At 73.5% G+C, this 17,244-nt stretch carries 18 protein-coding genes, 1 tRNA gene and 1 rRNA gene; 6 read left to right on the top strand and 14 right to left on the bottom strand.

Features of this window, described 5'->3' with window-relative positions; translation table 11 throughout:
• Window positions 1–258 (bottom strand): 16S ribosomal RNA (locus BM223_RS07565); the annotation flags it as partial.
• A gap of 508 nt (window positions 259–766) precedes the next feature.
• Complete coding sequence (tyrS, locus tag BM223_RS07560) at window positions 767–2,038, bottom strand: tyrosine--tRNA ligase (protein WP_038680418.1); 1,272 nt, start codon at window positions 2,036–2,038, stop codon at window positions 767–769.
• Window positions 2,039–2,171: 133 nt separating this feature from the next.
• Between tyrS and BM223_RS07555 the strand changes: the two genes are divergently transcribed.
• Window positions 2,172–3,521, top strand: a complete 1,350-nt coding sequence (locus BM223_RS07555) for a serine/threonine-protein kinase (protein ID WP_052138853.1) — start codon at window positions 2,172–2,174, stop codon at window positions 3,519–3,521.
• A 40-nt stretch (window positions 3,522–3,561) separates the two neighbouring features.
• Window positions 3,562–4,416, top strand: coding sequence for a protein kinase family protein (locus BM223_RS07550; RefSeq protein WP_038680420.1), 855 nt, complete (start codon window positions 3,562–3,564; stop codon window positions 4,414–4,416).
• Here BM223_RS07550 and BM223_RS07545 read toward each other — a convergent pair.
• The gene (locus BM223_RS07545; protein ID WP_038680422.1) at window positions 4,385–5,446 is read right to left on the bottom strand and encodes a DNA adenine methylase; all 1,062 of its coding nucleotides are present in this window, start codon (window positions 5,444–5,446) and stop codon (window positions 4,385–4,387) included. The two genes, BM223_RS07550 and BM223_RS07545, sit on opposite strands and share 32 nt — an antisense overlap.
• Before the next feature lie 49 nt (window positions 5,447–5,495).
• Between BM223_RS07545 and BM223_RS07540 the strand changes: the two genes are divergently transcribed.
• Together BM223_RS07540 and BM223_RS07535 are read left to right on the top strand one after the other, a co-directional pair.
• Entirely contained in the window at window positions 5,496–6,239 is a 744-nt protein-coding gene (locus tag BM223_RS07540) for a DUF72 domain-containing protein (protein ID WP_038680425.1), read from the top strand.
• Window positions 6,240–6,251: 12 nt separating this feature from the next.
• The gene (locus BM223_RS07535) at window positions 6,252–6,998 is read left to right on the top strand and encodes a PIG-L deacetylase family protein (RefSeq protein ID WP_038680426.1); all 747 of its coding nucleotides are present in this window, start codon (window positions 6,252–6,254) and stop codon (window positions 6,996–6,998) included.
• A 12-nt stretch (window positions 6,999–7,010) separates the two neighbouring features.
• Here BM223_RS07535 and BM223_RS07530 read toward each other — a convergent pair whose 3' ends face one another.
• Genes BM223_RS07530 through BM223_RS07520 form a run of 3 tightly spaced genes read right to left on the bottom strand, consistent with a single transcriptional unit; the run spans window position 7,011 to window position 8,490 of the window.
• Window positions 7,011–7,445, bottom strand: a complete 435-nt coding sequence (locus BM223_RS07530) for an arsenate reductase ArsC (RefSeq protein ID WP_255319196.1) — start codon at window positions 7,443–7,445, stop codon at window positions 7,011–7,013.
• Window positions 7,442–8,134 carry an aquaporin gene (locus BM223_RS07525; RefSeq protein ID WP_038680429.1) on the bottom strand — a complete coding sequence of 231 codons (693 nt, stop codon included), beginning with the start codon at window positions 8,132–8,134 and terminating at the stop codon, window positions 7,442–7,444. The genes BM223_RS07530 and BM223_RS07525 overlap by 4 nt, the downstream gene beginning before the upstream one ends.
• Complete coding sequence (locus BM223_RS07520; RefSeq protein WP_052138854.1) at window positions 8,131–8,490, bottom strand: ArsR/SmtB family transcription factor; 360 nt, start codon at window positions 8,488–8,490, stop codon at window positions 8,131–8,133. Before BM223_RS07520 ends, BM223_RS07525 begins: the two co-directional genes overlap by 4 nt.
• 78 nt (window positions 8,491–8,568) lie before the next feature.
• On the opposite strand from BM223_RS07520, the gene BM223_RS07515 reads away from it, so the two are divergent.
• Entirely contained in the window at window positions 8,569–8,976 is a 408-nt protein-coding gene (locus BM223_RS07515; RefSeq protein ID WP_038680431.1) for an ArsI/CadI family heavy metal resistance metalloenzyme, read from the top strand.
• Here the strand turns inward: BM223_RS07515 and BM223_RS28845 are convergent.
• Window positions 8,973–9,149: a hypothetical protein gene (locus tag BM223_RS28845; protein ID WP_158510218.1), complete on the bottom strand. Its 177-nt coding sequence runs from the start codon at window positions 9,147–9,149 to the stop codon at window positions 8,973–8,975. The two genes, BM223_RS07515 and BM223_RS28845, sit on opposite strands and share 4 nt — an antisense overlap.
• Window positions 9,150–9,182: 33 nt before the next feature.
• Window positions 9,183–9,256, bottom strand: a tRNA-Ile gene (locus tag BM223_RS07510).
• Window positions 9,257–9,385: 129 nt separating this feature from the next.
• On the opposite strand from BM223_RS07510, the gene BM223_RS07505 reads away from it, so the two are divergent.
• The gene (locus tag BM223_RS07505; protein ID WP_038680434.1) at window positions 9,386–10,624 is read left to right on the top strand and encodes a hypothetical protein; all 1,239 of its coding nucleotides are present in this window, start codon (window positions 9,386–9,388) and stop codon (window positions 10,622–10,624) included.
• Window positions 10,625–10,649: 25 nt separating this feature from the next.
• Here BM223_RS07505 and BM223_RS07500 read toward each other — a convergent pair whose 3' ends face one another.
• Genes BM223_RS07500 through BM223_RS07475 form a run of 6 tightly spaced genes read right to left on the bottom strand, consistent with a single transcriptional unit; the run spans window position 10,650 to window position 17,214 of the window.
• Window positions 10,650–11,651 carry a phosphotransferase gene (locus BM223_RS07500; RefSeq protein WP_038680436.1) on the bottom strand — a complete coding sequence of 334 codons (1,002 nt, stop codon included), beginning with the start codon at window positions 11,649–11,651 and terminating at the stop codon, window positions 10,650–10,652.
• Window positions 11,652–11,698: 47 nt separating this feature from the next.
• Entirely contained in the window at window positions 11,699–13,297 is a 1,599-nt protein-coding gene (locus BM223_RS07495) for a permuted SH3 domain-containing protein (RefSeq protein WP_158510219.1), read from the bottom strand.
• Window positions 13,298–13,302: 5 nt separating this feature from the next.
• Window positions 13,303–14,064, bottom strand: a complete 762-nt coding sequence (locus BM223_RS07490) for a DUF5666 domain-containing protein (protein WP_038680440.1) — start codon at window positions 14,062–14,064, stop codon at window positions 13,303–13,305.
• Window positions 14,065–14,108: 44 nt separating this feature from the next.
• Complete coding sequence (locus BM223_RS07485; protein ID WP_038680442.1) at window positions 14,109–15,338, bottom strand: ABC transporter permease; 1,230 nt, start codon at window positions 15,336–15,338, stop codon at window positions 14,109–14,111.
• Window positions 15,335–16,030: an ABC transporter ATP-binding protein gene (locus BM223_RS07480; protein ID WP_038680444.1), complete on the bottom strand. Its 696-nt coding sequence runs from the start codon at window positions 16,028–16,030 to the stop codon at window positions 15,335–15,337. The genes BM223_RS07485 and BM223_RS07480 overlap by 4 nt, the downstream gene beginning before the upstream one ends.
• Entirely contained in the window at window positions 16,027–17,214 is a 1,188-nt protein-coding gene (locus BM223_RS07475) for an efflux RND transporter periplasmic adaptor subunit (RefSeq protein WP_052138855.1), read from the bottom strand. The genes BM223_RS07480 and BM223_RS07475 overlap by 4 nt, the downstream gene beginning before the upstream one ends.
• Window positions 17,215–17,244 lie beyond the last annotated feature (30 nt).

Here is a 17,244-nt window from a genome sequence, read left to right as displayed (position 1 = left end):
GTTACCTCACCAACAAGCTGATAGGCCGCGAGCACATCCTGGACCGAAAAACTTTCCACCACCACTAGATGCCTAGAGTGGTCATATCCGGTATTAATCACCGTTTCCGGTGGCTATCCCAGAGTCCAGGGCAGATTACTCACGTGTTACTCACCCGTTCGCCGCTCGAGTACCCCCGAAAGGGCCTTTCCGCTCGACTTGCATGTGTTAAGCACGCCGCCAGCGTTCGTCCTGAGCCAGGATCAAACTCTCCATAAGAAAATTCTAACCTGACAATCGACGGACACTGACAACAAACGTTGTCAGAATCATCATTGTCACAAACACATCCATCATAAAGACGGACGCACACAAACGTCACAACAATCTATTTGCATGACACACTGTTGAGTTCTCAAACATCACACGCTTCGAAGTTTCCCGCCGCAGCGGTTCTTCTTCGAGCTGATGCAGTCCGAAACCTTAGATCCTGACTCCGGTCTGTGCCAAATCCGCAAGGACTTGCTTTTCTGACCGGCGTCCGAACGAGGTGTTCGAGACTAGGTGGTCGCGGAGCCGGAAGCCCTCCGGCTGACCGCCGTCTTGCTTCCCGCCGCACCCGGCGACAAAGAGAACATTACGCACACCCGGCCAGAAGCACAAATCGAAACGACGTGACCCGGGCCACAGGGCTCCGCAGGGGCCTCTGACACCCCCAGGAGACGCCTGTGGGCGGCCTCCGAGGAGGCCGCCCACAGAGGGGTGCGTGGTCCGGGGACCGGGGCGCTCAGCGCACCCGGACGCCGGCGAACCGCTTCTTGCCGCGGCGCAGCACCAGCCACGTGCCGGCGATGAGGTCGGCCGCGGCGGGAACGTGCTCGGCGTCGTCGACGCGGACGTTGTTGACGTAGGCGCCTCCCTCGGCGACGGTGCGCCGGGCCTCCCCCTTGGACTTGGCCAGCCCGGTGAGGGTGAGCAGCTCGACGACGTCCGGCAGTCCTGCCGCCGCGTCGACGTCGACCGTGCCCGCCTCTCCCAGCGCCGCCTCGAGCGTGGCGGCCGAGAGCGCCGTGACGTCACCGGTGCCGAAGAGCGCCTGGGCCGCGGCCTTGGCGTTCTCGGTCTCGGCCGCGCCGTGCACGAGCGTGGTCACCTCGTCGGCCAGGACCTTCTGGGCCTCGCGCAGGAACGGCTTCTCTGCGTGCCGGGCCTCGAGCGCCTCGATCTCCTCGCGCGGGAGGAAGGTGAAGACGCGCAGGAGCTCGCCGGCCTTCTCGTCCTCGACGTTGAGCCAGAACTGGTGGAAGGCGTAGGGCGGCATCATCTGCGGGTCGAGCCAGAGGGCGCCACCCTCGGTCTTGCCGTACTTGGTGCCGTCGGCCTTGGTGATGAGCGGCGTGGCGAACGCGTGGGCACTGCCGCCGTCGGAGCGGCGGATCAGCTCGACGCCGCCGGTCAGGTTGCCCCACTGGTCGGAGCCGCCGAACTGGAGCGTCACGCCGTGCTGGCGGTAGAGGGTCAGGAAGTCCATCGACTGGAGCAGCACGTAGGAGAACTCGGTGTAGCTGATGCCGGACTCGAGCCGGCGCTTCACCGTCTCGCGCGCGAGCATCCGGTTGACCGGGAAGTGCTTGCCGACGTCGCGCAGGAAGTCGATGACCGACAGCCCACCGGTCCAGTCGTGGTTGTTGACCATCGTGGCCGCGTTGTCCCCCTCGAAGGAGAGGAAGGGCTCGATCTGGCCCCGCACCCGCGCCGTCCACTCCTGCACGGTGTCGAGGGAGTTGAGCGTGCGCTCCCCCGAGTCGCGCGGGTCGCCGATCATGCCGGTCGCCCCGCCCACCAGCGCGTACGGCGTGTGGCCGGCGCGCTGCAGCCTCATCGCGGTGACGATCTGGACCAGGTTGCCCATGTGCAGGCTCGGCGCGGTGGGGTCGAAGCCCACATAGAACCGGACGCTCCCCTCGCTCAGCGCTGTGCGCAGCGCGTCGCGGTCGGTGGACTCGGCCAGGAGGCCGCGCCACTCGAGATCGGCGAGGAGGTTCGGGTCGACGGACACGTCGGTCCTTTCGGTTCAGGTGTGGTCGCTGAGAGGGGATCCGGGGTCCCGGTCCCGCCCCCAAGGGTGCCCCATCGGTGGCACGCGGGCCCACTGGGTTCGGCTCGGTGGACCCGGGTACGTTGCGAGCACGATGAGCAACCAACGGATTGCGGGGCGCTACACCCTGGGGAGGGCGGTCGGCCAGGGTGCCGGCGGCGCGGTCTGGCAGGCGCACGACGAGGTCCTCGACCGGCGGGTGGCGCTCAAGCGGATCGGCACGATCGCGGGCGTCGACGACGCCGTGCGCGCCGAGCGCGAGGCCCGGCTGGCCGCGCAGGTGCGCCATCCCCACGTGGTCGCCGTCTACGACCTCGTCACCGACCCCGACGGCACCTGGCTGGTCATGGAGTACGTCGACGGCCCCGCGCTGTCGACGGCGGTCCGCGAGCGCGGACCGCTCTCCCCCGACGAGGCCGCCCAGCTCCTCGCGCCGGTCGCCGACGCGCTCGTCCAGGCGCACGCGCTCGGCATCGTGCACCGGGACGTGAAGCCGTCGAACATCCTGGCCGGGGCCGACGGCGCCGCGAAGCTCTCCGACTTCGGCATCGCCCGCGGCGCCGAGGACGCCACGCTCACCCGCACCGGGCTGGTCACCGGCTCGCCGGCCTACCTCGCCCCCGAGGTGGCGACCGGCGGGCAGGCGACGCCGGCGAGCGACGTCTGGGCGTTCGGCGCGACGCTCGTCCACCTGCTGACCGCGCGGCCGCCGTACCACCACGACGACCGGGACAACGGTCCGCTGGCCGTCGTCTACCGGATCGCGCACGAGGACCCCCCGCTGCCGGAGTCCGCCGGGTGGCTGCGACCGCTCATCGCGGCCGCCATGACCAAGGACCCCGCGGCGCGCCCGACGATGGCGGCCGTCCGCGACCACCTGGCGCGGGTCGAGACGCTCGCCGAGCGGACGTCGTACCTCGACCCGGTGGCGGCAGCGCCCGCTCCGCCCGCCGCGGCGGAGGCGGCGCCGCGTCGCCGGCGGCCGGCCGGCCTGGTCGCGGCGCTCGCCGTGGCGGCGGTGCTGGTCGCGGTCCTGGGCGGGGTGCTGCTCGCGACCCGCGGCGGTGACGACGGCGCGCCCGCTGCGGGCGGCGACCGATCGACGTCCGCGTCGACGCCGGACGAGTCGACGGCGACTCCGCAGCCGCCCACCGAGGCGGCGATGATCGAGTTCGCCCGGCAGTACGTCGCGACGGCCAGCGCGGACCCGAGCCGCGGGTTCGCGATGCTGACGCCGGCCTACCAGCAGCGGAGTCCGTCGTACGCCGAGTTCTGGGGGCAGATGAAGAACCCCGAGATCGAGACGATCACGGCCGACCCGGCGGCGATGACGGTGACCTACGAGTACCGCTACGTCTTCCCCGGCAAGGGCCGGACCTCGGAGCGGGTCACGCTGCACCTCGTCGACGACGACGGCACGCTGCGCATCGACGACGCCGACTGACCCGTCGCACGAACCCTCACCAAGAGGTTACGTTGGCCCGGTGAGCGAGGACGACGACGCGGCGCGCCGCGTGCTCCCCGTCGCCGAGGCCGTGGCGTCCGCCCATGCCGCCGGCCGGGTGCACGGGGCCGTCGCCGACGACCCGCGCCTGGCCCCGCACGACGCGGTCCCGAGCCCGGCCTCGGACGTGTGGGCGCTCGGCGCGCTGCTCCTGCACGCGACCACCGGGCAGCTGGCCTCGACCGGCGACGTCGTCCCCCGCCGAGCCGGCTGGCTGGCCCCGCTGGTCGAGCTCACCCTCCGCGCGGACCCGGCCGAGCGGCCGACGGCCGAGGAGGTCGCGGCGTACCTGCGGGCCCGGATCGCTCCCCCGCCGGTGCGCCGGCGCCGCTCCGGCGCGGTCCTCGTGCTGGCCGGCGTCGCCGTGATCGCCGCGCTCGGGGTGGCCGGCGGAGCGCTCCTCCTCACCGGCGGGACGGACGACGACGACCCGCCCGCGGCCGGCCCGTCGGCACCCGCGTCGCAGACCGAGGACGACGAACCCGAGCCGGACCGGCAGCCGGCGGCCGCTCCCTCGGCCGAGCCGCCGACGGCCGCCGAGATCGAGCGGTTCGCGCGCGACTACGTGGCGCTCGCGAGCAGCGACCCGGACCGCGGCTACGCGCTGCTGACCCGTGACTACCAGGCCCGGAGCCCGCGGTACCGCGACGTGTGGGCCGCGATCGACGAGCCGGAGATCCTCGCCGTCGCGGCCGAGCCGGCGACGATGACCGTGCGCTACACCTACCGCTACGCGCTGCCCGGCGGCGTGCGCCGGACCGAGGACATCACGCTGCAGCTCGTGCAGCGCGGCGAGCGCCTCCTCATCGCGGGAGCGACGGCTCGCCCGCGCTGACCGCCGCGGCGACCCGGTCCGGCGGACCGGCCACGAAGAGGTACTCGACGTTGCGCAGCCGTCCCACCTCGCCGACCCGCTGGCCGGACGCATTGTGGATGCCGATCTGCGCGCCGACGTACCGCTTGCTGTCGAAGGCGAGCAGCGCCACCTCGGCGTGCCCGGCGTCGCGCAGGAAGCGGGTCATCTCGTCGGGCGTCACCCACGCCTCGTCGTTGTAGGAGACGACGACCACCTCGGCGCGCAGCCGGCCGAGCAGGTCGGCCAGCGCTGCCGGCATCGTCCGCCGGCTGTTGAAGACGCTCCGCCGCTCGCGGACGTCGACGCGCTTGCACGCGATGCCGTAGTGCTCGGGGGCGTCCCAGCGGACGAGGGTCTCCCAGATGTGGTAGTTCGCGAAGTAGCGGTGCTGGTTGTACGGCGGGTCGACGTAGGCCAGGTCGACGGCCGGCACGTCGTCCACCAGGACCATGGCGTCGCCGCGCACCGTCGTACCGGGGCCGGGAAGGAGCTCGGGGCGCCGCAGCCGCAGGTCGGCGTGCGCCCGCGGGGCCCACTGCTTGAGGTAGGCCATCTGCACGCCTGTCGTCGAGTCCACCCGGTCGGCGGCGAGCATCAGGCTGGTCAGGAGCACCGGTCGCAGCGGGCTCCCCTCGGGATGGTCGCGCTCGATCGCGTCCCGGATCGCGTCGATCCGGCGCCCGTTCTTGGGCTGGAAGAACCGCGCCCGCTCGCAGAACGTCTCGGTGACGTACCCGCTGCGCCCCTCGACCGCGTCGAGCCGGGCCAGCTCGGCGTCCAGCGCGTCGAGGTCGACGGTGCCGGCGTCGGTCGCGACGAAGCAGTCGCTCAGCACCGCCGAGTACGACGCCAGGTCGGCCGCCGTCACCTCGATCCCCCGCCGCTTGAACTCCTGGGCGACCCGCGTCGTCCCGGTGAACAGGTCGATCGCGGTCCGGGCACCGGTCGCGACGGCCATCTCCCCCAGCACGGGCACCAGCGTGCGCTTCGAGCCGAGGTACTTGATCACGGCCAGCAGCGTAGGTGTCCCGGGGCCGCGACGGGGGTACCGCCCGCGGATGGGTGAGATCCGCGTCGGCACGTCGGGCTGGTCGTACCCGTCCTGGCGCGGTGACTTCTACCCGCCAGGGCTGGTCCAGCGACGCGAGCTCTCGTACCTGGCCGAGCGCGTCGACTCGGTCGAGATCAACGGCTCGTTCTACTCGTTGCAGCGGCCCACGTCGTACCGGAAGTGGCGGGAGGCGACGCCGGACGGCTTCGTCCTCGCCGTGAAGGGCGGCCGGTTCATCACCCACCTGAAGCGGCTGCGCGAGGTGGCGGACCCGATCGCCCGGTTCTTCGGCTCCGGGCTCGACGAGCTCGGCCCCAAGCTCGGGCCGGTGCTCTGGCAGCTGCCCGCCACGCTCACCTACGACCGGGCGCTGCTCGCCGACTTCTACGACGCGCTGCCCCGCAAGGTCGGCACGTGGCCGGTGCGGCACGTCCTCGAGTTCCGCGACGCGAGCTTCTGCACCGACGAGGCCCTCGACCAGATGCGGGCGCACGACATCGGCTGCGTGGTCTCGGACTCCCCCGGGACCTGGCCGCGCGCCGAGGCGGTGACCAGCGACGTCGTCTACGTCCGCCTGCACGGGCACACCGAGCTGTACGCGAGCGGGTACGCCCCCGCGTCGCTCGACCAGTGGGCGGAGCGGTGCCGCGGCTGGGCGGAGGAGGCCGACGTCTACGTCTACTTCGACAACGACGCACGCGGCCGGGCGCCGTACGACGCGATGGGGCTGCGCGCACGCCTGCGGCAGTGACATGCTCGACCCATGGCCGAGACCCCCGCCCCGCTGCCGCCGCTGAACGAGGACTGGGAGCGCGCGCTGTGCGTCGTCGCGCACCCGGACGACATGGAGTTCGGCGCCGCGGCCGCCGTCGCGCGCTGGACCGGGCAGGGCAAGACCGTCGTCTACTGCATGGTCACCAGCGGCGAGGCGGGCATCGACGGACTCGACCCCGAGGCGTGCCGCGCGGTGCGCGAGGAGGAGCAGGTCCGGTCAGCCGAGGTCGTGGGCGTCGACGTCGTCGACTTCCTGCACCAGCCCGACGGCGTCCTCGAGTACGGCGTCGCACTGCGCGCCGTGATCGCCGAGTCGGTCCGCCGGCACCGGCCGGAGATCGTGATCACCGGCAACTTCCGCGACACCTGGGGCGGCCGGAACCTCAACCAGGCCGACCACATCGCGGTCGGGCGCGCGGTCGTGGACGCCGTCCGGGACGCGGGGAACCGGTGGGTCTTCGCCGACCAGCTGACCGACGGGCTCGAGCCCTGGGGCGGCGTGCGGGAGGTGTGGGCGTTCGGGTCGCCCGACTCCACGCACGCGGTCGACACCACCGCGACCTTCGACGCCGGGGTCGACTCGCTCAAGGCGCACGCGGCGTACATCGACGGACTGGGCTGGGAGAACTGGGACCCGAGGGAGTTCCTCGAAGGCATGGCGCGGACGACGGGCAGCCGGCTCGGCGTGACGTTCGCGGCGCCGTTCGAGGTGTTCCCAATGGGGTGGGGCGAGTAGCGCCGGGCCGGCTCAGACGTCGGGCAGCAGCTCGGCGACGAGTGCGGTGACGCGGGCCTTGATGTCGTCGCGGATCGCGCGCACGGCGTCGATCCCCTGCCCGGCGGGGTCGTCGAGCTTCCAGTCGTCGTACCTCTTGCCGGGGAAGTAGGGGCACGCGTCGCCGCAGCCCATGGTGATGACGACGTCGGCGACCTGGACGGCCTCGGGGGTGAGCACCTTCGGCGTGGCGGCGGCGAGGTCGACGCCGTCCTCGCGCATGGCCTCGACGGCGACCGGGTTGATCCGGTCGGCCGGCTCGGAGCCGGCGGACCGGACGTCGATCCGGCCGCCGGCGAGCTGCTCCAGGTAGCCGGCGGCCATCTGCGAGCGGCCCGCGTTGTGGACGCAGACGAAGAGCACGGTCGGGGTGCTCGGGATGCTCGGGGTGGGCTGAGTGGTGGTCACCTGGACTCCTCGACAGGGGCGGGGACGGGCATGTGGAGCAGTCGGACGAGGGCGAGCGCGAGCGCTCCCCCCAAGAGCTGCATCAGCAGGAAGGCCGGCACCGAGCCCGGCGCGATCCCGGCGAAGGTGTCGGACAGTGTGCGCGCCACCGTGACGGCGGGGTTCGCGAAGCTGGTCGAGCTGGTGAACCAGTAGGCCGCCGCGATGTAGCCGCCCACCGCGAGCGCGACGGTCTCGGCACGGCCCGTCCGCAGGCTGCCGAAGACGACGAGGACCAGGCCGAGCGTCGCCACCGCCTCGGCGAGGAGGACGCCGCCGCCGTCGCGGTGCGTGGTGGCGACCGAGATTGCGTCGAGGTCGAACATCAGGTTGGCGACCACGACGCCGACCAGGCCGCCCATCACCTGCGCGACGACGAGAACCGCAGCGGCGGTCGACGTGATCAGGCCGAGCCCCCGCTCGACCAGCGTGACGACCGGGTTGAACGACGCCGACACCGGCTGCAGCGCGAGGATCAGCGCCACCAGCACAGCGCCCGTCGCGATGCTGTTCTCGAGGAGCTGGAGCCCCCGATCGCCGGGCGAGAGCCGGGACGCGGCGATCCCCGACCCGACGACGGCCGCCACCAGGAACGCCGTACCGACGAGCTCGGCGGCGGCTCGCCGTCCGAGGTCCGCCGGCGCGGTCACGACGCGACGCCGCCGATGAGCGCGCCCAGGTCGGCGAGCGCCTCGCGCCGGACCGAGTAGTAGACCCACACCCCCCGCTTGGCGCGGTCGAGCAGGCCGACCTCGTGGAGGACCTTGAGGTGGTGGCTGATCGTCGGCTGCGAGAGGTCGAACGCGTCGTTGAGGTCGCACACGCACGCCTCGCTGTCGCTGTGCGAGGCCACCAGCGAGAGCAGCCGCAGCCGGACCGGGTCGGCCAGCGCCTTGAGCAGCGGCGCGATCCGCTCGGCCTGCTCACCGGACAGCGGCTCCTTGGTCAGCGGCGAGCAGCACGCCACGGTCTCGACCGGGGTGAGCTCGAGCGAAGACTTCGACATGTGTCTATGTTGACAGCGGTCGATGTCTGGGAGCAAGGTGAGCGTCAATATCGATGCTCGTCTATGTCAGGAGTGCCCATGTCCCGCGTCCAGCTCGCCCTCAACGTCGACGACCTCGACACCTCGATCGCCTTCTACCAGCGCCTGTTCGGCACGCCACCCGCCAAGGTCCGGCCCGGCTACGCCAACTTCGCCGTCACCGACCCGCCCCTCAAGCTCGTCCTCATCGAGAGCCCCGGCCACGGCGGCACCCTCAACCACCTCGGCGTCGAGGTCGCGGACACGGCCGCGGTCGACGTCGTCCAGGAGCGGTTGCGGGGCGACGGTCTTGCGTCGACCGACGAGCGCGACACGACCTGCTGCTACGCGCGCCAGGACAAGTTCTGGGTGGACGGGACGCCGGACGGCGAGCGCTGGGAGGTGTACGCCGTCCTGGCGGACGCGCCGGTGATCTCGGTCGCACAGGCCGGGTGCTGCTCGGCCTAGTCGCGGCCGTCGCGCAGGTACCAGACCGCCCACGTGACCGGGAAGAACGCGCCCGCCACGATCGCGACGTCCCACCGCGGCGAGCGCCGCCGCTCCCCCGCGCCGGTCAGCAGCGCGAGGGCGACGAGCGGGGCGGCCAGCGCCAGCAGGACGAGGGTGGTCGCGGGGGTCACCCGACGAGTGTGCCGCCGGGACGGGCGTCTGGGTAGGGCGGGTGGGGCTCGAACCCACGACCCAAGGATTATGAGTCCTCTGCTCTGACCGACTGAGCTACCGCCCCCTGAGCGTGGATCGGACCCTATCGGGCACCCCTCGTGGGGCAAAGCCGGGGCAGCGCCGTTCGGAAGTCCCAGGACCTCGGGTCCCGCGCACCTGGATTCAGGGACGGCCGGACGGTCAGCGTGGCCGCATGACCGAGAAGCCGGAGCCCTTCCCGACCGCCAGCGCCGCGGGTCCGCGGCGACCTCGCGAGCACCGCCGGCTGCGCCGCGCCCTCGCAACCATGCTCGGCGTCGGTGTCGCCGTCGCCGGGCTGCCTGCCCAGGCGCTCGCTGCGCCGGACACGACGCCACCGGTCATCACCATCGAGATCGCTCCGAGCGACGGGACCGGGGTCTGGGACGGGTGGTACTCCCAGCCGCAGGGCTTCCGGGTCCGGGCGTCCGACGACGTCGATGTCGCTCGCGTCTCGTATCGCCTGACCGGTGCTCAGACGGGCGAGGCCGAATCGGAAGGCAGTCAGATCGACGGGACGATCAGCGCCGAGGGGGTCACCCTGATCACGATGAAGGCGATCGACTCCGCCGGCAACGTCACCACCCGCACCTACGGCGTGGGCATCGACCTCACCGACCCCACCATCGACTTCACCAGTCTCGGCCGCGTCTACGAGGGCGAGGAGCGTCGCGCCACGTTCTCCTGTGCCGATCCCGGAGGAGCGATCGTGTCGTGCACCGCCCTGCACCGGGGCCAGCCGTTCGCGTCGGGCGACCCCATCTACACCGGTAACGGCTTCCACTCACTCGTCGTTCGCGCGGTCGACCGCGTCGGCCGAACGACGACATGGAACTCCAGCTACAACGTCGTGGCGAGGCGAGCCATCGCCAAGCGTCCGACCGTCAGCGGCAGCCCTCGCGCTGGCGGCAAGCTCCGCATCACGGACGGGACCGTGACGCCGGAGGTCGGCAACACCAGCATCACGAGCAGCTGGTACGTCGACGACACGCTGATCGCCGAGGGCACCGAGCTGGTCCTCACGTCGAGCCACGTCGGCAAGAACGTCAGGTGTGCGCAGACCTTCAAGTACGTCGGGTACGAGGAGGTGACGGCACCCTGCGCCTTCGCCGACGGCGGGAGCACCGTCAAGGTCCTCCCCGCCGCGTGGCGCCTCCTGCAACGCCCCGCAGTCGCCGGCAAGGCCAGAGCCGGCCGGACGCTGCGAGCGGTGGCCCCGCGACTCAGCGCACCCGCGGCCGCGCACCGTTACCAGTGGCTGCGGGACGGCCGGCCGATCAAGTCCGCCACCCGCGCGACGTACAAGACCCGCAAGGCCGACCGCGGCAAGCGGATCTCCGTCCGGGTCGTGTCGACCGCACGTGACCAGCAGCCCCTGGTCTCGGTGTCGCCCGCCCGACGCCTGCAACGCTGATCCCCGCGGTGCGCCGCCTCATCCCTCACCCTGGTGGGACGGCGGGCGTGATCGGCGTCGGCTCCAGGAGACGGGCGAGGCGCTCGGCGGGAGCGGCGCCGTGGACGAGGCGTTCGCCGGGGGTCATGGTGGCGACGCAGCGGCGCCAGGACTCGACCTTGGCGAGGCGGCCGAGCTGGAGGGCGGCGGGGAGGGCCGCGCGGAGGGCGCGGGCTGGGGCGAGGTCGGTCCAGACGTCGATCGCGGCGTCGGCGATCCGGCGCAGGCCGGGGTCGTCGGGAGCCAGGCCGAGCTCGCGCTGGGCCATGGTCAGGGGGACGGTCAGCGCGGCGAGGGGGTCGCCGAGGACGGCGTCCGCGAAGTCGAGGAAGCGCAATCCGTCAGGGCCGACGACGACGTTGTCGGCGTGCAGGTCGTTGTGGAGCAGGGTCAGCGGAAGCCCGAGGTCGTCGACCTGGTCGGACCAGCGGTCGACGGCCGGCAGCATCACCTCGAGGTGGGCGGCCGCGGCGGGGGCCAGGCGGCGGGGGTCGCCGGGCGGGAGGGCGCCGAGACGGCCGACCGCGTCGGCCACGTAGGTGGTGGCGTCGGCGGGGTTCATCCGGGTCAGGGGCAGGCGGTCGGCGTACGGGACGAGGAGGCGCTGGAGCTCGGCGGCGGCGCGGACCAGGCGGCACCAGGTGTCGATGTCGGCGATGCCCCCGCGGGCGGCGAGGGTCGGGCCGAGGTCGGCGGTGAGGAGCAGGTCGCGGTCGGGATCGGCGGCCAGCACCGGCACGACGTACGACGGCACCCAGCGGGTCAGCTCGGTGAGGAGCCGGGCCTCGTGGGCCTGGCCGGGACAGTTCTGCTTCGCGTACGACGTCCGACCGCCGGCCGCCGTCACCCGCCACACCGCCGACCACGGTCGGTGGACGACGAGCTCGATCCGCTCCGGATCGCCGACCGCACCGGACACGAAGGCGCGCAGCTCGGCGCGGAACGCGTCCGTCGCCCAGATCGCGCTCGTCCAGGTGGTGGTGGTCATGTCGGCAGCGTGACTCACGGCGGGGCCCGGCGCCACCGGGTTTCGGCTCAGCGGGCCGGCATCATGCCGCCGGCCGGTCCGCTGATCCGGAACCCACCCCCGCCGAACCCACCTTGCGGGGAGTCGCTCGAGGGGACCTCGGCGTCGAGGTCGGCGAGGACCACGCGGGTGCCGGCGTCCAGGCCGTCGACCACCTCCACGTCGGTGCTGCCGACGACACCGGTGGTCACCGGGACCCGTTCCGCCTTGCCATCCCGCAGCACCTGGACCGTGCCGTTGCTGAGGGCCGACGCCGGGACCGTCACCGCGTCGTCCGCCTCGCCCACCACCACGGCGACGCTCGCGGGGAGGCCGTCGGGCAGCGCCAGGTCGCGCTCGTCGAGGGTGACCTGGACGGCGTACGTCGGATCGGTGCTGTCGTCGGCGGTCGTCGCGAGGTGGGCGACCCGGGTGATGGTCCCGTCGAGCGGGTCGGACGCACCCGCGGGCGTGACCGCGACGGACGTGCCGGCCTCGAGCTGGGCGGCCTGGTCCTTCGTCACCTCGAGCGTGACCGTCGTGACGCCGGGGGCGACGACGGTGGCGACGGTGTCCCCCGCGCCGACCTGGTCGCCGGGGGCGACGCTCAGCGCCGTGACCGTCCCGTCGGCGGGCGCCCGGACGACGGCCGCGCGGAGGTCCGCCCGGGCCTGGGTGACGTCGGCGCGGGCGCGGTCGATGCTCGCCTGGTCGTCGGCGAGGGTCGCAGCGGTGACGGAGCGGGTCGGGGTCTCGCTGGCGGGCGTCTCGGTCACGGGGGTGCGCGTGGGCGTGGCGGCCGGGGTGCTCGTCGGGGTGTCGGCGGTGGCGGTGGCCGAGGCCGCGGCCGCGGTGAGGGTCTTGCCGAGGGCGAGGAGCGCGGTCTGCAGGGACTTCTGAGCCTCGGCGGTGCTCGCCTGGGCCGACTGGACCGCGGCCAGGGCGGCCGCACAGCCGTCGCTCACGGGGCTGTCCGGGGTCGCGGGAGCGTCGGAGCTCTCGGTGGCCGAGGGCTGGGGTGTCTCGGTGGCGGCGCAGGCCTCCTGCTGGGTGGCGAGGGCGGCGGTGGAGGTGGCGAGCGCGGTGCTGGCCGCGGTCTGGGCCGCCAGGACGGCGCCCTGCTGCTGGGCGAGCTGGGCCAGGGCGGGCGACGGAGACGGGGACGGGGACGGGCTCGCACCGCCGCCCCCGCTCGCACCACCGCCACCGCCACTGCCGGCGCCGGTGCCGCTGCCGGTGCCGGCGCCGGTGTCGGGCGTGGCGGCGACCTCCGCGGTCTGGGCGCTGCGGTCCGCGGCGAGGCGGGCCTTCGCGGAGGCGAGGTCCGCGGTGGCGCGGTCGACGGCGGCGCGCAGCGAGGCCCGGTCCAGGACGGCGATCACGTCGCCCTGGCGGACGGTCCGGCCGACGGCGGTCCGCACCGCGGCGACCCGGCCGTCCGTGCCGAAGGCGAGGTCCGAGCGGCCGCTGGGCTCGATGGTGCCGGAGAGGTCGAGGACCTGCTCGACGTCGGCGACGCGGGCGACCACGGTCCGGTACGACGGCGCGGAGTCGGTGGCGGCGCCGTAGGCGGCGAAGCCGGTCCCGAGGACGGCGAGGGCGGCGAGCGGGAGAGCGATCCGGCGCACGGGCGTCAGCGTCCGCACTGGTCGTCCACCGCGTCGCTGACCTGGATGGCGGTCGCGGTGACAGCACCGGTGTCGTCCGGGTCGCCCGACACCTGGACGCACCGGCCCGTGGTGAGGGCGGCGGCGGTCGCGGCGGCCGCGTGGGTGTAGGTGGTGGTGTCGGCGACGGTGACGGTCCGGTCGCCGTCGGGTCCGCCGGAGACGACGAAGCTGCCGTCGGCGACCGACGTCACCTCACCACGGACGCCGAAGCCGGGCATCCCGCTGGGCCGGTCGGTCGGCCTGTCCGTGGGAAGGTCGCTGGGGAAGTCGCTGGGGAGGTCGCTGGGGAGGTCGGTGGGTCGCTGACCACCACCGGGCCCCGAGCACCCGTCGTCGCCGGCCGCCTGGACCGCCACCGACGTCGCGGCGGCACCGTCGCCGGTCCCCGTGCGCACCACGACGCAGGACCCGACGGTGACGTCGGCGTAGGTCCCGGCGACCTGGTCGGTCACGGTCGTCCGGTCGGTGACGGTGACCGCGACCTGGCCGGTCCGCTGGCTGCGGACCTGGAGCACCTTGCCGTCGACCGCGGCGATCTGCCCGGAGGTCCCCGGGGCGCCGGGGGCCCCGGGAGCGCCGGATCCCGCGGCCGGGCCGGCGGCGGCCGCGGTCGTGTCCGGTGCGGCGGCGTCGTCGCTGCCGCAGCCGGCGAGCACGAGGGCCATGAAGGTGCCGGTCGCGAGGAGGACGAGGGGTCGGTCGGTGCGGATCGGGATCGAGGTCATGCGGGGCCTCCGAAAAGAACTGGGGACGGGGAACGGGGTGCGGGTCATTCGCTGCGGAGCGCGTCGATGGGGGTGAGCCGGGCGGCGCGGGTGGCCGGGTAGACGCCGAAGCCGACGCCGAGCGCGAGCGCGGTGGCGAGGGCGGCGACGGTGGCGAGCAGCGAGACCGCCACGGCCTGGTCGATGAAGTGCGGGAGGACCTGGGCTCCGACGACGCCGATGAGGACGCCGACGAGGCCGCCGGTCAGGCCGAGCAGGGACGCCTCGACGAGGAACTGGCGGCGGATCGCCCGTGGGGTGGCGCCGAGCGCCTTGCGCAGGCCGATCTCGCGGACCCGCTCGGTGACCGAGACGAGCATGATGTTCATGACGCCGATCCCCCCGACGAGCAGGGAGATCCCGGCGACGCCGCCGAGGAGCACGGTGAAGGTCCGGTTGGTCTGGTTGGCGGTCTCGACGAGCGACTCCTGGGTGGCGATCGAGAAGTCGGCGTCCGCGGTCGTGACGCCGTGCCGGGTGGCGAGGAGCGCCTGCACCTCCTGGTACGCCGCCGCGAGGGTCCCCTCGCCGGACGCCTCGACGTAGATCGTGGAGACCGCGTCCGAGGTGCTGCCGGTGAGCCGGCTCGCCGTCCCCAGGGGGACGACGGCCTGGTCGTCCTCGCTCGTCCCGGTCGCCGACGAGCCGGACGCCGACAGGACGCCGACGACGGTCAGCCGGGTGCCGTCCACGGTGACCTGCTGCCCGACCGGGCTGCGCGGGCCGAACAGCTCGGAGGCGGTGTCGGAGCCGATCACGACGACGTCCGCGGCGCGCGCGGTCTCGTCGGCGGTGAAGAACCGGCCGGCGGCCAGCTCCCGGCTGCGCACCCGCAGCCAGGCGGGCGTGGTGCCGACGAGGGAGGTGGTCCAGTTGGTGTCGCCGTTGACGAGCGCGACCGAGCCGGTCGTCGCGGGGGCGACCGCGGCCGCGTCCGGGACGGCGTCCGGGTCGGCGAGCGCGGTCGCGTCGGCACCGGTCAGGGTCGAGGCGGAGCCGAACCCGCCGCGGCGGCCGGTGGAGCTGTCGGTGGTGCTGCCGGGCGAGACGATGAGGAGGTTCGAGCCGAGCGCGTCGATCTGGTCCTCCACCTCGTGCTGGGCGCCCTGGCCGAGGCCGACGGTGAGGATCACCGACGAGATGCCGATGACGATGCCGAGCACGGTCAGCGCCGAGCGCAGCCGGTGCGCGCGGATCGCGCCGAGGCCGGAGCGGACCGTCTCCCACCAGCTCATCGGGCACCCGCCCGGACCCGGTCGGTGGTGATCAGGCCGTCGTCGATGACGAGGTTGCGGCCCGCGCGGGCGGCGACGTCCGGCTCGTGGGTGATGAGCACGATGGTGCGCCCGGCGTCGTGGAGCTCGTCGAAGAGCGCGAGCACGTCGCGGGTCGAGCCGGAGTCGAGGTTGCCGGTGGGCTCGTCGGCGAGGAGCAGGTCCGGCTCGGTGACCAGGGCCCGGGCCACGGCGACGCGCTGCTGCTGCCCGCCGGAGAGCTGGCCGGGCCGGTTGTCGACGCGGTCGGCGAGGCCGACCCGGGTCAGGGCCTCGACGGCGCGCTCGCGGCGCTCGGCGCGGGAGACGCCGGCGTACACCAGGGGGAGCTCCACGTTGCGCCAGGCGGGCATCGAGGCGAGCAGGTGGAACTGCTGGAAGACGAAGCCGATCCGGCGGTTGCGGATCGCGGCGAGTGCGGCCTCGTCGAGCGAGGACGTGTCCTCACCGGCCAGGACGTAGCGGCCCTCCGTCGGGACGTCGAGGCAGCCCAGGATGTTCATCAGCGTCGACTTGCCCGAGCCCGAGGGGCCGATCACGGCGGCGTACTCCCCCTCGGCGATCACGGTGTCGACGCCGCGGAGGGCCTCGAACTCGACGGTCCCCGAGCGGTAGGTCTTGCGGACGCCGGACAGCTCGATGAGCGCACTCACTGGGCACCGCCGAAGCCGGCAGGAGGGACGCCGCCGCCCGGCGCGAAGTCGGGCATCCGCTGCGGCATCTGGTCCAGCTCGACTCCCGCACCGCCCCCGCCGCGACCGGGCCCCGAGAAGGACGGCACCGAGACGACATCGCCGGCCTTCAGCCCGGAGAGCACCTCGGTGACCAGACCGCTGGTCTCGCCGAGCTCGACGTCGGTCCGCGTCGTGGCGCCGGTGGCGGCGTCGGTCACCTTCTCGACGTACGTCTGCTCGCCGTCGGTGCGGACCGCACGGCTGTCGACCGTGAGCACGTCCGGGCGGCTGCTGACCACGATCGACAGGTCGGCCGAGGTGCCGCCGAAGAGGTCGTCGCGGCGGTCGGTGACCGTGACGGTGACCGGGAAGACGGCAGCGCCGTTGGCGTCGGCCTCGGCGACGAGACCGACCTCGGTGACGGTGCCGTAGACGGGCTCGCTCACGCCGCTCACGGTGACGGTGGCCTGCAGGCCCTTCTTCAGCTTGCTCACGTCGTCGCTGGCGACCGTCGCGTCGACGACGAACCGGCCGCTGGAGACGACGGTGATGGTGGCGCTGTCGGCCGACGAGCCGTCGGACGCGCCGCCGCCCGACGGGCTCGACGAGCCGCCGACCGTGTCGCCCACGGCGATGCCGACGTCGGTCACGGTGCCCTTCGCCGTGGCCCGGAGGACGGCGCCACCGGCGGCGTCCTCGGCCTGCGCCAGGCTCGACTCGGCCGCCAGGACGGCGGCGTCGTCGGCCGCGAGCTGCTCGTCCGAGGCACCGTCGGAGACGTGCTCGGAGCGGGCGGTCCGGGCGGCGGACAGCGCGCTGCGCGCCGCGCTCAGCTCGGCCTGCAGCACGTCGTCGTCGATCGCGGCGAGGCGCTGTCCCTTGCGGACGGCGTCGCCGGGCTCGACGTACACGTGGGTGACGGTGCCGCTGGCGTCGAACCCGAGGGCGTCGGTGCGCGCGGCGGCGACGGTCCCGCTGGCGCTCACCGTCTGCTGGAGCGTCTGGGTGGCGACCGTCGCGGTCGTCGACGCGGCGGCCGCGGGGCTGTCGTCGCGCAGCAGGAGCCACGCACCGGCGCCGGCGGAGAGGACGACGAGCAGGGCCAGGCCGGCGACGAGGCGCCGGCGGGGCGAGCGGGGCGGGCGCAGGAGCTTCCGGATCACGAGGCCGACACTCGCGGGCCGGACTGTGCC

Source organism: Pimelobacter simplex (assembly GCF_900114845.1).
Lineage (GTDB): Bacteria > Actinomycetota > Actinomycetes > Propionibacteriales > Nocardioidaceae > Nocardioides > Nocardioides simplex.
Note: the sequence above shows the minus strand (reverse complement) of the source record. Positions and strands in the feature narration are given on the sequence as shown.

Bases quoted from the DNA above. Each gene is read 5' to 3' on its own strand.
- BM223_RS07520 (WP_052138854.1), bottom strand. From the start codon at position 8,490: ATGTCGAAGTCTTCGCTCGAGCTCACCCCGGTCGAGACCGTGGCGTGC.
- BM223_RS07500 (WP_038680436.1), bottom strand. From the start codon at position 11,651: ATGACCACCACCACCTGGACGAGCGCGATCTGGGCGACGGACGCGTTC.
- BM223_RS07555 (WP_052138853.1), top strand. From the start codon at position 2,172: ATGAGCAACCAACGGATTGCGGGGCGCTACACCCTGGGGAGGGCGGTC.
- BM223_RS07540 (WP_038680425.1), top strand. From the start codon at position 5,496: ATGGGTGAGATCCGCGTCGGCACGTCGGGCTGGTCGTACCCGTCCTGG.
- BM223_RS07505 (WP_038680434.1), top strand. From the start codon at position 9,386: ATGACCGAGAAGCCGGAGCCCTTCCCGACCGCCAGCGCCGCGGGTCCG.
- BM223_RS07485 (WP_038680442.1), bottom strand. From the start codon at position 15,338: ATGAGCTGGTGGGAGACGGTCCGCTCCGGCCTCGGCGCGATCCGCGCG.
- BM223_RS07535 (WP_038680426.1), top strand. From the start codon at position 6,252: ATGGCCGAGACCCCCGCCCCGCTGCCGCCGCTGAACGAGGACTGGGAG.
- BM223_RS07515 (WP_038680431.1), top strand. From the start codon at position 8,569: ATGTCCCGCGTCCAGCTCGCCCTCAACGTCGACGACCTCGACACCTCG.
- BM223_RS07490 (WP_038680440.1), bottom strand. From the start codon at position 14,064: ATGACCTCGATCCCGATCCGCACCGACCGACCCCTCGTCCTCCTCGCG.